Origin of the sequence: Taklimakanibacter albus (assembly GCF_016595235.1) — a bacterium.
GTDB lineage: Bacteria > Pseudomonadota > Alphaproteobacteria > Rhizobiales > Aestuariivirgaceae > Taklimakanibacter > Taklimakanibacter albus.
The window spans coordinates 1,447,631-1,462,257 of sequence record NZ_JAENHL010000007.1; the positions used below are offsets into that span (position 1 = coordinate 1,447,631).

Here is a 14,627-nt window from a genome sequence, read left to right on the forward strand (position 1 = left end):
CTAATCACCACCCAGCATGTCGCGCGCAACGATAAGCCGCATGATCTCATTGGTGCCCTCGAGGATTTGATGGACGCGCAGGTCGCGCACGATCTTTTCGATGCCGAAATCGGCAAGATAGCCATAGCCACCGTGGATCTGCAGCGCCTCATTGGCGACCCGGAAGCCCGTGTCGGTAACCAAACGTTTGGCCATGGCGCAGAATTTCCGCGCATCGGGAGCATTGGTGCTGAGTTTCCAGGCGGCATGATAGAGAAAGACGCGCGCCGCCTGTAATTCCGTCTCCATATCGGCGATTTTGAACTGCAGGGCCTGGAATTGCGCCAGATTGCGGCCGAAGGCCTTGCGCTCCTTCATATAGGCGAGCGCCTTGTCGAGGGCGGACTGCGCTGCGCCGAGGCTGCAGGCGGCGATATTGAGCCTGCCGCCATTGAGCCCGTTCATGGCGATCGAGAAGCCCTGGCCTTCGGCCCCGATCAGATGGGTCGCCGGGACGCGCGCCTGATCGAGATTGACCATCGCCGTCGCTTGGGCATGCCAGCCCATTTTTCTCTCATTGGCGCCGAAGCTTAGACCCTCGGTGCCGGTCTCGACGAGGATGCAGGAGATGCCCTTGGGCCCCTCTTCGCCGGTGCGGCACATGACCAGATAGAGATCGGAATAGCCGCCACCCGAAATGAAGGCCTTTGAGCCGGTGAGGCGGTAATGGCTGTTGCCGTCCTTGACCGCTTTCGTCTTGAGCGCCGCCGCATCGGAGCCCGAGCTGGGCTCGGTCAGGCAATAGCTCGCCACCTGCTCCATGGCGCAAAGCTTGGGCAACCAGACCTGACGTTGCTCGGTCGACCCATAGCTGTCGATCATCCAGGCGCACATATTGTGGATGGAGAGAAAGCTCGCCACCACCGGATCGGCATAGGAAAGTTCTTCGAAAATGAGGACCGACTCGACCCGCGACAGGCCGGAGCCGCCGCTTTCCTCGCGGACCGTGATCGCCGCAAGGCCCAGCTCCGCCGCCTCCTTGAGGATCTGGCGTGGAATGGCCTTTTCGTTTTCCCATTGCGCGGCGTAAGGAGCGATCTTCTCGGCCGCGAACCCCCGCACCATGTCCCTGATCTGGGCCTGATCGTCTGTCAGCGCGAAATCCATAGGTCGACCTTAGAGCATCGGAATGAAAAGTGCGAAGCGCTTTTCGATCATCCGATGTGCCTGACGCTCATGTCAGCCTCAGGCCGGCGCAGCAAAGCGTACAAGCTCCTGGCCCTCGCGAATTTGATCGCCCGGCTTGCAGCCGATGGTTTCGATCCTGCCGGCATGTCCTGCCTTCAGCACATGCTCCATTTTCATCGCTTCCAGGACGATGAGGGGCGCCCCTTTCTCGACCTGTGTGCCCGCCGCCACATGGACGGCGATGATTCGGCCGGGCATGGGGGCGGTGATCTTGAGGGCCGTCGCCTCGCCACTTTCTTCTTCGATGGCGATCGGCGCCTGTTTCAGCCGATAGCTCACGCCATCGAGGAAAAGCGTGATGTCATCGTCCTTACGGGCGAAGCCGGCGGCTAGACGGCGCCCACCGAGATCGGCAATGAGACGGCCTTCGGACGACAGCGTGGCTTTCACCGCGACAGTCGCCTTTTTGAAATGGAAGACGAAGCCGTCTTTGGCATAGTCGAAGACGACCTTGTGGATCGCTTGGCCGCCGCTCACATCGATGAGATTCAGATGGTCCTGGCTGCCGCCATAATGCCGCCAGCCGTCCCTTTGCGACCAGGGGTCGTCAGCGGAATCGGTTCGTTCGCTCAGCAAAAGGCCGGTGGCGGCGAGCATCAGCACCTCATCGCCCGCCGGCGGCACGCTGGGCAGAAGCTCTTTCTCATGCCGGCCGATGAAGCCGGTATCGAGTTCGGCCTTGGCAAAGGATTTATTCGCAGCGAGCCGCATGAGGAAAGCGGTGTTGGTGACGAGGCCGGCAATCTCGGTCTCTCCCAACGCCCGGCGTAATTGCGCCAACGCCGCGTCGCGGTCGTGGTCCCAGACGATGAGCTTGGCGATCATCGGGTCGTAGTAAGTACTGATCGCCTTGCCTTCGGTGATGCCGGTATCGACACGCACATGCGCATTTTCGGTGGGGAAGCGCAGATGGCTGATGCGTCCGGTCTGCGGCAGGAATTCACGGTCGGGATCCTCGGCATAGAGCCGCACTTCGAGCGCATGTCCGGTGAGGACGAGTTGATCCTGCGCGAGCGGCAGTTTTTCCCCGGAGGCCACCCGCAGCTGCCATTCGACGAGATCGAGGCCGGTGATGAACTCAGTCACCGGATGCTCGACCTGGAGGCGCGTATTCATCTCCATGAAATAGAAGGAACCGTCCACGTCGAGCAGGAACTCGACCGTGCCGGCGCCGGCATAACCAATCGATTTCGCCGCCGTGACCGCAGCCTCGCCCATGCGCTGGCGCAGCGCCGCCGTCATGCCGGGAGCCGGGGCCTCCTCGATCACCTTCTGATGCCTACGCTGGATCGAGCAATCGCGCTCAAACAGATAGACGCAATTGCCATGGCTGTCGGCGAAGACCTGGATCTCCACATGGCGCGGCCGCGCCAAGTACTTCTCGACGAGAACGCGATCGTCGCTGAAGGAATTCAGCGCCTCACGTTTGGCTGAAGCGAGCTGGTCACGAAACTCGCCCTTGCTCTCAGCCACCTTCATGCCTTTGCCGCCACCGCCGGCCGAGGCTTTGATCAGCACGGGGTAGCCGATCTTGTCGGCGGCCGCCTCGAGCGTCGCCGGATCCTGATCTTCACCGTGATAGCCGGGCACCAGAGGCACGCCCGCTTTGGCCATCAGCGCTTTGGCCTCGCTCTTGCCGCCCATCGCGCGGATGGCCGAGGCCGGCGGCCCGACAAAGGCGATCTTCGCCTCGGCGCAAGCCTCGGCGAATTTTGCGTTCTCGGAGAGGAAACCATAGCCCGGATGAATGGCTTGCGCGCCGGTCTGTTTCGCCGCCTGGATGACGGCATCGATCTTGAGATAGCTGTCGCGCGCCAAAGGCCCGCCGATCCGCACCGCCTCGTCGGCCAGGGCGACATGCAGCGCATCGGCGTCGGCATCCGAGTAGACCGCGATGGTGCGCAAGCCCAGGCGCTTCGCCGTTTTGATGACCCGGCAGGCGATCTCGCCGCGATTGGCTATGAGAACTGACTTCAGCATGGGCTACATCCTGAAAATGCCGAAGCGGGTTTCGGGGATCGGTGCATTGAGCGCGGCCGACAGGCTGAGCGCAATCACCCGGCGCGTCTCGGCGGGATCGATGACGCCATCGTCCCACAGGCGCGCCGAGGCGAAATAGGGGTGGCCCTGATGTTCATATTGCTCGCGGATCGGCGCCTTGAAAGCTTCCTCGTCCTCGGCGCTCCAGCTTTCGCCTTTCGCCGCAAAGCCGTCGCGCTTGACGGTGGCCAGCACATTGGCAGCCTGGTCGCCGCCCATCACCGAGATGCGCGCATTAGGCCACATCCATAAGAAGCGTGGTGAATAGGCCCGGCCGCACATGCCGTAATTGCCAGCGCCGAAGCTGCCGCCGATGATCACCGTGACCTTCGGCACCTGCGCGGTCGCCACCGCGGTCACGAGCTTGGCGCCATGTTTGGCGATGCCTTCATTTTCATATTTGCGCCCGACCATGAAGCCGGTGATGTTCTGCAGGAACAGAAGCGGGATGCGCTGCTGGCAGCAGATCTCGATGAAATGCGCACCCTTGACCGCCGATTCCGAGAACAGGATGCCGTCATTGGCGAGTATGCCGACGGGCATGCCGGCGATATGCGCAAAGCCGCAGACCAGAGTCTTACCATAAAGCGCCTTGAACTCATCGAACGCACTGTCATCGACGAGGCGCGCGATCACCTCGCGCACATCGAAGGGCTCGCGCGAGGTCGGCGGCATGACGCCATAGAGCTCGGCAGGATCATACTGCGGCGGTTTCGCCTCGCGCAGCACGAGATCGCCGGGCTTGCGGATCTGCAGATTGGCGACGGCGCGCCGGGCGAGCAGAAGCGCGTGCTCGTCATTCTGCGCCAGATGATCGGCGACGCCCGAAAGTCGTGTATGGACATCGGCGCCGCCCAGATCCTCAGCACTCACCACTTCGCCGGTCGCCGCCTTCACCAAAGGAGGGCCGCCTAAAAAGATCGTGCCCTGCTCGCGCACGATGATGCTCTGATCCGCCATCGCCGGCACATAGGCACCGCCCGCCGTGCAGGAGCCCATCACCACCGCGATCTGATGGATGCCCTTGGCCGACATATTGGCCTGGTTGAAGAAGATGCGGCCGAAATGGTCGCGATCGGGAAACACCTCGTCCTGATTGGGCAGATTGGCGCCGCCGGAATCGACCAGATAGACGCAAGTGAGCCGGTTCTGCTCGGCGATCTCCTGGGCGCGAAGATGCTTCTTGACGGTGAGCGGGTAGTAAGTGCCCCCCTTCACCGTCGCGTCATTGCACACGATCATGCATTCGCGGCCCGAGACCCGCCCGATGCCGGCGATGAGACCGGCCGAGGGCACTTCGCCGTGATACATCTTATGCGCCGCAAGATGACCTACCTCGAGGAAGGGCGAGCCGCGGTCGAGCAGCCTGAGCACACGTTCCCGGGGGAGCAGCTTGCCACGCGCTTCGTGCTTGTCGCGCGACGCCTTGGGCCCGCCTTGCATGATATGGCCGGACACCTTGCGCAGGTCCTCGACGAGACTCTGCATATGCTCGGTATTGCGCTGGAACTTGTCGGAGCCGGGATCGATATCGCTTTTGAGATGGGTCATGGAGAGTGCTTCCGAAACGCACAGACTTCTTTCCCCTCCCCCTTGTGGGGAGGGGCTGGGGTGGGGGTCGGGTGGTCTACCCGGAAAGATCTTCCGACCCCCACCCTTAATCCCTCCCCACAAGGGTGAGGGAAATCCGCCGGCGCCAATGGATTCATCCGAGTCCTCATCCCCTAGACCGACTTCTCGAACAATTCCCGCCCGATCAGCATGCGGCGGATTTCGCTGGTGCCGGCGCCGATCTCATAGAGCTTGGCGTCGCGCAGCAGCCGCCCGGTCGGGAAGTCGTTGATATAGCCATTGCCGCCCAGAAGCTGGATCGAATCGAGCGCCACTTGTGTTGCTTTCTCGGCGGCGAAGAGGATGGCGCCCGCCGCATCCTCGCGGGTGACACGGCCCTGATCGCAGGCCTTGCACACCGTATAGACGTAAGAGCGCGCCGCATTCATCAGCACATACATGTCGGCGAGCTTGCCCTGCACCAATTGGAACGTGCCGATCGGCTGGCCGAACTGCTTGCGGTCATGCACATAAGGCAGCACGACATCGAGCGCGGTGCGCATGATGCCGACGGCGCCGGCGGCAAGCACGGCGCGCTCATAATCGAGCCCCGACATCAGGACGCGCACGCCCTTGTTGACCTCGCCGACGACATTCTCCTCCGGCACTTCGCAGTCCTCGAAGATGAGCTCACCGGTATCGGAGCCGCGCATGCCGAGCTTGTCGAGCTTCTGCGCGGTGCGGAAGCCTTTGAAGCCTTTTTCGATCAGGAAGCTGGTGATGCCCTTGGCCCCGGCGGCAGGATCGGTCTTGGCATAGACGAACAACGTGTCGGCGATGGGACCGTTGGTGATCCACATCTTGTTGCCGTTGAGAATGTATTTCGAGCCCTTTTTCTCGGCCTTGGTGCGCATCGAGACGACGTCCGAGCCCGAGCCCGGCTCCGACATGGCAAGCGCCCCCACATGCTCGCCCGAAATGAGCTTCGGCAAATACCGCCGTTTCTGGTCATCGGTGCCGTTGCGGCGGATCTGGTTGATGCACAGATTGGAATGGGCGCCATAGGAGAGCGCCACCGAGGCCGAGGCCCGGCTCACTTCCTCGACCGCCACCGCATGATCGAGATAACCGAGCCCCAAGCCACCGAATTCCTCCTCGACCGTGATGCCATGGAGGCCGAGCTCGCCCATCCTCGGCCACAGGTCGCGCGGAAATTCATTGCTCTTGTCGATCTCGGCCGCCCTGGGCGCGATCTCCGCCTGCGCGAAGACCGACACCGTGTCGCGGATCATCTCGGCGGTTTCGCCAAGGTCGAAATCGAGGCCGAAATTGCTCTGTGCCATGCCTCACTCAACTCCCATCATGCCGTCTTCTCTTCCACGAGGCCCAGCTCCCGGCGGGCCTCTTCGCGCATCAGATATTTCTGGATCTTGCCGGTCACCGTCATCGGGAAGGCGTCGACGAATTTCACATAACGCGGGATCTTGTAATGGGCGATCTGGCCCTGGCAGAAACCACGTATCTCTTCTTCCGTGCAGGCGGCACCTGACTTGAGCCTGATCCAGGCGCAGAGCTCCTCGCCATATTTCGGGTCGGGCACGCCGATCACCTGCACGTCCTGCACTTTCGGATGCCTGTAGAGGAATTCCTCGATCTCGCGCGGATAGATGTTCTCGCCGCCGCGGATCACCATGTCCTTGATGCGCCCGACGATGTTGCAATAGCCCTCTTCGTCGAGCCTGGCGAGATCACCGGTATGCATCCAGCGTGCGGCATCGATTGCCTCGCTGGTCTTCTCGGCGTCGTCCCAATAGCCGCGCATCACCGAATAGCCGCGCGTGCACAATTCGCCCGTCTCGCCCGGCGGCACGATACGGCCCTCCGCATCGACGATCTTGACCTCGACATGGGGATGAATGCGCCCGACCGAGCCGACGCGTTTTTCGAGCGGGTCGGCGGGCGAGGTCTGGAAGCTCACCGGGCTCGTCTCCGTCATGCCATAGCAGATGGTGACGTCCTCCATATGCATCTCGCTCACCACCCGCTTCATCACCTCGATCGGACAGGGCGACCCCGCCATGATGCCGGTGCGCAGGGACGAGAGATCAAACTTCTTGAAGTCGGCATGGCCGAGCTCGGCGATGAACATCGTCGGCACGCCATAGAGCCCGGTGCATTTCTCCTCAGCGACGGTTTCCAGCACCGCCAGGGGATCGAAGCCTTCGCCCGGATAGACCATGGCCGAGCCATGGGTGATGCAGGCGAGATTGCCCAGCACCATGCCGAAGCAATGATACAGAGGCACCGGGATGCAGACGCGGTCTTTCTCTGAGAGCTTCATCGTCTCGCCGATGAAGAAGCCGTTATTGAGGATATTGTGATGGGTGAGCGTGGCGCCTTTCGGATAGCCGGTGGTGCCGCTGGTGAACTGGATATTGATCGGTTCGTCGAACTGGAGCTCTTCGCCAAGTTGGGTGAGCCGTTCGTGATGCTCGGGGCCAGCGAGCCCCGGCACATCGTCGAAGCCCAGCATGCCGGATGCAGCGCCGCCGATCCGGATGATCGTCTGAAGATGCGGCAGCCGTCCTTCGGCTGTGAGCTGGTTGAGCATGCCGACATAGTCGCTGGTCTTGAACTGGCTGGCGGTAACGAGCGCCTTGCAGGCGACCTTGTTGAGCGCGTAATCCGCCTCGGCGAGACGATAGGCCGGGTTGATATTGACCAGGATCAGGCCGGCCTTGGCGGTGGCGAGCTGGGTGATCACCCATTCGGCATTGTTGGGCGACCAGATGCCGACCCGGTCGCCGGGAACGAATCCGAGCGCCAGGAGGCCCGCGGCGAAGTCATCGACCTTCCGCTTCAGCTCGGCATAGGTCCAGCGCACTTTCTGATGGCGCACGATGAGGGCATCGCTTTTCGCCCAGCGCCGGGCCGCCGCGTCGAAGAACGCGCCGACGGTCTGGCCGATCAGCGGGATATCGCTGACCCCGTGCACATAGCTTTGTGTCAGCCTGGCCATCGATCCTCTCATAAAGTTACCAAATAGGAATATGAGCCGAGTTTCAACCAGCGCGACCGAAAGTCTAAGCTTGTCTCCGACCTGCCACCTGGCGCAAGCTTGAAATCATGGCGTCCTTCTCTTCGACCGCGCAGAACCGGGGCAAGCCGCAAGCGCCGCGCAACGGCCAGGCCTCGCCCGACATCATCGCCGTGGTGCTCGACCGCGAACCGACCTTGTCACGCACCAACCGCAAGATCGCCCAGGCGATCGTCAGCGAGCCCCGCAGCTTCGTCGAGAAGCCGGTGGAGGAGCTGGTCGGCTGGTTGGGCGTCTCGGCGCCCACCATCACCCGTTTCGCCCGTTCGCTCGACTGCGAGGGCTTGCGCGACCTGAAGCTCAAGATCATGGGCTCCATGCGGGTCGGGCCGCGTTATCTCGAATTGACGACACCCGCCACCGCGCTCAACGAGGCGGCCGAACGCGTCCTGAAACGGGCCCAGAATTCGATCGCCAATGCGCACGAGCATTTCGATCTAGTCGCCGCGGAAAAAGCCATCGAGCTGATCAGCAACTGCCGCACGCTTTATGCCTTCGGCAGCGGCGGCGTCTCGTCCTGGCTGGTGGACGAAGTGCAGAACCGTTTCTTCCGCCTCGGCGTGCGCACCGTGCCCTCCGCCGACAACCAGATGCAGATGATGCTCGCCGCCACCGTCGAGCGCGGCGACGTGGTGCTCGGCATCTCGCTCAGCGGCCGCAACCAGGAGCTGCTGCGCGCCATCGGCGTAGCGCGCGAATATGGCGCGACGACGCTGGCCCTCACCAGCGCCGAGTCGCCGGTCGCCGCGGCGGTGGATCTGCCCCTCAGCGTGAAGGCGCGCGACGACGGCGACATATTGGGCCCGACCTCGATGCGTTACGCCTTCATGATCGCCATCGACATTCTGGCTTACGGCTCCGCCCTCCATCGCAACGGCGCGGCGCGCGAAAAATTACGCCGCATCAAGCAGCAGGTCCTCACTTTCGCCGATACGGACACGCCGCAGCCTTTGAGCGACTGAAACTGATATTTTCTCCAAAGTTTTATTTCCGGATCATTTGCAGGGGCAAAATGCAAATTTTCTGAGGCTTATCTTCAGATTTGACAAGAAAATGAAAATTTCATTGCCTTCACTCGGATTGCGCGCATACTCACGCACATAACAAGACACACAAATCCTGCGAGGTGAATTCGTCACGTCTGTCGAGGGTTCGTTGGATTTGGTTTGCGCCGGCCGCAAACACGTGTCCGTCATGACTGAGTTCGGTCGAGCCCGAAGCCAGACACCTCGCTCGAATAACAGAGGAGGGAACTTGCCATGACATCGCCGCTCGACCGCTATCTTTTGTCCCGCCGCAGAGTCCTGCAAGGTGCCGCGGCACTGTCCGCCGGCACGATGCTGGGTGGACGCGCTTTCGCAGCACCTTCGACGCCGATCACCTTCGTCGGCTGGCAGTATCAGCCGCAGATCGTCGAAGAGAACGTCAAGATCTTCTCCAAGCTCTATGATGAGAATGTCACCTATGAGCTGGTGACGGGCGATTATCATCCGCTCGCCGAGACCAAGCTCACCGGCGGCCAGAAGATCGACATGCTCTATGCCGAGGAAGATCGCATCGCGCGCTGGCATGCGGCGGAATGGATCCGCGATCTCGAGGGCCTCGCCGGCGTCGATGAAATCAAGGCCAGCATGTTCCCGGTCTGCATCGAATCCTTGTCGCTCAATGACGGCAAGCTCGCCGGCATGCCTTATTATGCCGGCCACAACTCCTTCATCTACAATGAGGAACATCTCTCCAAGGCCGGCATCGGCGTGCCCGAGAGCTGGGACGCGTTGCTCGAAGCCTGCCGCAAGCTGAAGAAGGACGGCATTTCGGATGCGCCTTACAATTCGGCCTGGGGCCAGAAATGGGCCGAGCTATCCTGGAGCCTGTTCTCTTGCTGGTATTCGGAAGGCGCCAAGGTCTTCGACGCCGACGGCAATTTCGTCGACGAGCCGGCTCTGCGCAAGGTTCTCGAGGTGCACCAGAAGCTCTATCAGGAGAAGCTGGTCGCCGAGGACATCATGACGCTGCCGGGCGAAGGCGTGCCCAGCTACTGCACCGGCCGGCACACTTTCATGGTGTTGCATGACTACGACCAGAAAGTCACCAACGACCCGGCCGTATCGAAAGCCGCCGGTAAGGTGAAGAACGCCCTGATGCCGGGCGCCACCCACTCGACCATGGCGTGGACCGCCGCTTATCTGATGGGATCGCAGCCGAGCGATGTCGATCGGGTGTGGAACATGCTGCAGTTCTTCGGCGGCAAGGCCAAGGACGGCAAGTATCATGTGATCAAACGCTGGGCGCTCGAATTCGGCCTCGGCTCCGCCTACAAGGAAGTGATGAGCGACCCTGAAGTGGTCGAGAGCTTCTCCAAATGGCGCGACCTTGCCATCTCGGGCAAGCAGGTGGAGAACGGCACCGCTCGCAAGATCGGCAAGGCGATCTGGTTCCCCGAATGGGATCTCTACATGATGCAGCAGGCCCAGGAGACCTTCCGTTCCGGCTCGCCCATCGACAAGCTGGTCGCCGATCTCGGCGCCAAGGCGACCGAGCTCCAGAAGCAGTATCAGTGATCCATAGATGAGCATGGCCGGAGCCTCATAGGCTCCGGCCTCTCATGGTCTTTGCGGGGCACAAATTGACGACGGCTCTCGACACCTCCGTCACCATCAGGCGCAAGACGCGGCGCGTACCGGCCTTTTCCTATGGCGCGGTCGCCCCCGCTTTGCTCATCGTCTTCCTGGTGGCGGGCCTGCCGCTGCTCTACAGCCTCTATCTCTCCTTCAACACCACCAACCCCATCACCAAGCGCTGGGTGTTTGTGGGACTGGGCAACTACGCCAAGCTCCTCGACAACGCCGAGTTCTGGGGGGCGCTTGGCCGCACCGCTTATTTTGCGGTCATCTCCGTCGCCGGCACGACCATTCTCGGCACCATCATCGCTCTCGTCCTCAATGAGCGCTTTCCCGGCCGCGGACTGTTGCGCAGCGCGGTGCTGGTGCCCTGGGCCATGGCGCCGGTGGCGATCGGCGTGTTGTGGTCCTTCGTCTTTGCCGGCAGCTTCGGCCTGTTGAACGGCCTTCTCAATGATCTGGGCCTCAGCTTTCTCACCGCCGCCTGGCTCGGCGACGGCTTCCGCGCCCTCAACCTCGTGGCGCTGACCCATGTCTGGAACCAGGCACCGCTCACCGCGCTGATGATCCTGTCCGGCCTCCAGTCGATGCCCGGCAATCTGCACAAGGCGGCGATCCTCGACGGCGCCGGCCCCATCCGCCGCTTCTTCTCGATCACGCTCCCCTGGCTCAAATCGAGCTACCTCTTCATCGCCATCATCGCCACCATCAACGCCCTGATGACCTTCGACATCCTGCTCATCATGACGCGCGGCGGACCGGGAACCGCCACGACGGTCCTGTCCTGGCTCGGCTATCTGCAATCCTTCTCGTTCCTGCGCTTCGGTGAGGGCGCGGCGATCCTCTATGTCCTCACGCTGGCGAGCCTCGCTTTGGCGATCATCTACTTCTTCATCTTTCGCCAGCGCCGCAGCGCCGAGCACATGATGGATGGAGCCACACCCTCGGAAATGGCCTGGCATGCCAAGCGGGCGCAGCGCAATGCCATGGTGACGCTGCCGGCCTATCGCCCGCACAGCCTCCTGCCCGCCCGCGTCACCCGCGTGCTGGCGCCCGCCCTCTTCGCCCTCGTCGCCATCGTGATCTTCCTCTGGTCGGTGCTGCCGGTGCTGGCACTCATCCTGATGAGCCTGTCGCCCGCCGCCGATCTCATCCGCACGCCGGCAACCGTCATCCCGACGACGCTCACTTTCGACAACTTCATATCGGTGCTCGCCGCCGAGGGCCACACCACCAGCGCCCAGGCCAAGCGTGTGCCGCTGTCCTTGATGAACAGCTTCATCGTCGGCGCCATCGTCTCGGTCATCAATGTGGCGCTCGGCACGCTTGCCGGCTACGCCTTCGCGCGCCACGCCAAGGAACGTTTCTTCGCCGGCTCGCTGTGGGCGCTGATGCTGACCCGCATGATCCCCGGCCTGACCCTGGTGCTGCCCTTCTTCATCACCTTCAAGACGCTGGGCCTGCTCGACACCCGCATGGCGCTCGTCATCTCCTATTCGTCCTTCCTTCTTCCATTGAGCGCCTGGATGATGAAGGCGACCTTCGAAAGCGTGCCGATAAGTCTCGACCGCGCCGCGCTCGTCGACGGCTGCTCGCGCTTCGCCATGCTGATCAAGGTTCTGCTGCCGGTGGTCAGGCCGGGCGTCATCGCCGCCGCCATCTTCTGCTTCCTCGTGTCCTGGAACGAGTTCCTCTTCGCTTTGATCCTCACCTCGACGCCCAAGGCGCAGACCATTCCCGTCGTCATTTCGGGTTTCCTGAACCAGGCGCAATTCTACGAATATGGCCCGCTCTTCGCCGCAAGCGTGCTCTCGATCATTCCGCCGGTCGTGGTAGCCTTCTTCTTCCAGCGCTACCTGGTGCAAGGCGCGCTCTCAGGCGCGGTCAAAGGTTAGGACACAGGAAACATGGCTTCCATCACCCTCTCCGGCATCGGTAAGAGCTACGGCAAGGTCGACATCCTGAAGCAGCTCGACCTCTCGATCGCCGATGGTGAGTTCATTTCCTTCCTCGGCCCGTCCGGCTGCGGCAAGTCGACCTTGCTCTATTGCATCTCCGGCCTCGAGGACATCAACACCGGCACCATCGCCTTCGATGGCCAGGACATGACGGAATTGTCGCCGCGCGAGCGCAATATCGCGCTGGTCTTCCAGGATTACGCGCTTTATCCGCATATGGCAGTGCGCGACAATATCGCTTTCCCGTTGCGCCAGCAGAAGGTAACGCCTGACCTCATCCGCCGCCAGGTCGACTGGGCCGCCGAGACGCTCGGCCTTGAGGCGCTGCTCGATCGGTTGCCCAATGAGCTGTCGGGCGGCCAGCGCCAGCGCGTCGCGGTCGGCCGCGCCATCGTGCGCAACCCGGCGGCGCTTTTGATGGACGAGCCGCTCTCCAATCTCGATGCTAGCCTGCGGGTGCGCATGCGCTCCGAGATCCGCCGCCTGCAGCGCGAATTGAAGATGACGGTGATCTTCGTCACCCATGACCAGGAGGAGGCGCTGGTGCTTTCCGACCGGATCGCGGTGATGAAGGACGGCGTCATCCAGCAGGTCGCGTCCCCGATGACGGTCTACAAGGAGCCCGCCAACCAGTTCGTGGCGAGCTTCATCGGCAGTCCGCAGATGAACTTCCTTCCCTCAGCCCTCGCCGGGCGCAACGACAATGGTGGAACGATCATCGGCATCCGCCCGCATGACCTCTCCCCCGCTGCCGCTGGACGTGCCGACGGCATCAGCCTCACCGGCGAGCTGGCTTTCGTCGAATCGGCCGGCCCCATCCACTTCCTCGAAGTGATGGTGGGCGATCATATGGTGAAGGGCGCCTGCGCCGATCCCTCCGGCCTCACCCCCGGCGCGCAATTGACACTCACCGCCGATCCCCGTTCCGCCTGCTTCTTCGACGCCCAAAGCGGCAACCGCATCAAACCACAATAGAAACGAGACCATGCAATACGATATCGTCCTCAAGAACGGCCGCCTGCTCGATCCTTCGCAGAATCTCGATCGCGTCGCCGACATCGCCTTCGCCGATGCCAAGGTCGCCGCCATCGGCAAGGATCTCGAAGGCAAGGAGAGCTATGACGTGTCGGGCCGCATCGTGACGCCCGGCCTCATCGACCTCCACACCCATGTTTATTGGGGCGGCACTTCGCTCGGCGTCGATCCTGATGCCTTCGGCCGCGCCAGCGCGGTGGCGACCTGCGTCGACACCGGCAGCGCCGGCCCCGGCAATTTCCCCGGTTTCCGCAAGCATGTGATCGAACGCTCCGACGTGCGCATTCTGGCCTATCTGCATGTGTCCTTCGCCGGCATCTATGCCTTCTCGCACAATATCATGGTGGGCGAAGGCCATGATCTGCGCCTGTTGAGCGCTCGCGATGCGGTCGAAGTCGCCAATGCCAACAAGGATGTGATCATCGGCATCAAGGTGAGGATCGGCGCCAAGGCGAGCGGCGCCGCCGGTATCGCACCGCTTCATGTGGCGCTCCAGGTGGCGGACGAGACCGGCCTGCCCTTGATGGCCCATATCGACGAGCCGCCGCCTTCCTATGAAGAGCTTGTCGAGCATCTGCGCCCCGGCGATATTCTAACCCATTGCTGCCGTCCCTTCCCCAACGCGCCGGTGACGGCCGACGGCAAGGTGAAACCGCAAGTGCTGGCGGCGCGCCAGAGGGGCGTCATCTTCGATGTCGGCCATGGCATGGGCTCCTTCGGCTGGAAGACCGCCTATGCGATGCTGAAGCAGGGCTTCCGCCCCGACACGATCTCCTCCGACATTCATGCGCTCAATCTCGACGGGCCGGTCTTCGACCAGGTGACGACGCTGTCGAAATTTCTGAAGCTCGGCTTCTCGCTGAAGGAGGTCATCGCCGCCTCGACCATAAATGCGGCGCAGGCGCTGAAGCGGCCCGATCTCGGCACGTTCAAGATCGGCTCGGCCGGCGATGCCAGCGTTCTCGAGCTGCGCGACGGCTCCTTCCCGCTCACCGATTCGCGGGGCGAGACGGTCGTCGCCGACAAACGGCTTTTTGCGGCGGGCCTGATCGTCAATGGCCGGACGGTTGCAAGCCCTTCATCGAACTAGGAGGACAT

The 14,627-nt window shown here is 62.4% G+C and carries 10 protein-coding genes; 5 read left to right on the top strand and 5 right to left on the bottom strand.

Annotated elements, in window-relative coordinates:
• From JHL16_RS18510 to JHL16_RS18530, 5 genes are all read right to left on the bottom strand, one after another.
• The gene (locus JHL16_RS18510) at positions 1-1,146 is read right to left on the bottom strand and encodes an acyl-CoA dehydrogenase family protein (RefSeq protein WP_200186331.1); all 1,146 of its coding nucleotides are present in this window, start codon (positions 1,144-1,146) and stop codon (positions 1-3) included.
• Positions 1,147-1,224: 78 nt separating this feature from the next.
• Positions 1,225-3,207, bottom strand: a complete 1,983-nt coding sequence (locus tag JHL16_RS18515; RefSeq protein WP_200186332.1) for an acetyl/propionyl/methylcrotonyl-CoA carboxylase subunit alpha — start codon at positions 3,205-3,207, stop codon at positions 1,225-1,227.
• Positions 3,208-3,210: 3 nt separating this feature from the next.
• Entirely contained in the window at positions 3,211-4,818 is a 1,608-nt protein-coding gene (locus JHL16_RS18520) for a carboxyl transferase domain-containing protein (protein WP_200186333.1), read from the bottom strand.
• 173 nt (positions 4,819-4,991) lie between these two features.
• A complete protein-coding gene (locus tag JHL16_RS18525) occupies positions 4,992-6,161 on the bottom strand; it encodes an isovaleryl-CoA dehydrogenase (protein WP_200186334.1) in 1,170 nt (389 codons plus the stop codon).
• Between the two features lie 17 nt (positions 6,162-6,178).
• Positions 6,179-7,837 (bottom strand): AMP-binding protein, encoded by a 1,659-nt coding sequence (locus tag JHL16_RS18530; protein ID WP_200186335.1) that lies wholly within the window; start codon positions 7,835-7,837, stop codon positions 6,179-6,181.
• Between the two features lie 107 nt (positions 7,838-7,944).
• Between JHL16_RS18530 and JHL16_RS18535 the strand changes: the two genes are divergently transcribed.
• The 5 genes from JHL16_RS18535 to JHL16_RS18555 all read left to right on the top strand — a co-directional run bounded on the left by JHL16_RS18535 (position 7,945) and on the right by JHL16_RS18555 (position 14,619).
• On the top strand, positions 7,945-8,877 hold the full coding sequence (locus JHL16_RS18535) for a MurR/RpiR family transcriptional regulator (protein ID WP_200186336.1): 933 nt from the start codon (positions 7,945-7,947) through the stop codon (positions 8,875-8,877).
• A 297-nt stretch (positions 8,878-9,174) separates the two neighbouring features.
• A complete protein-coding gene (locus JHL16_RS18540) occupies positions 9,175-10,476 on the top strand; it encodes an ABC transporter substrate-binding protein (protein WP_200186337.1) in 1,302 nt (433 codons plus the stop codon).
• Between the two features lie 65 nt (positions 10,477-10,541).
• A complete protein-coding gene (locus tag JHL16_RS18545; RefSeq protein WP_246770972.1) occupies positions 10,542-12,431 on the top strand; it encodes an ABC transporter permease in 1,890 nt (629 codons plus the stop codon).
• A 12-nt stretch (positions 12,432-12,443) separates the two neighbouring features.
• Positions 12,444-13,469, top strand: a complete 1,026-nt coding sequence (locus JHL16_RS18550) for an ABC transporter ATP-binding protein (RefSeq protein ID WP_200186339.1) — start codon at positions 12,444-12,446, stop codon at positions 13,467-13,469.
• A 10-nt stretch (positions 13,470-13,479) separates the two neighbouring features.
• Entirely contained in the window at positions 13,480-14,619 is a 1,140-nt protein-coding gene (locus JHL16_RS18555) for an amidohydrolase/deacetylase family metallohydrolase (RefSeq protein ID WP_200186340.1), read from the top strand.
• Positions 14,620-14,627 lie beyond the last annotated feature (8 nt).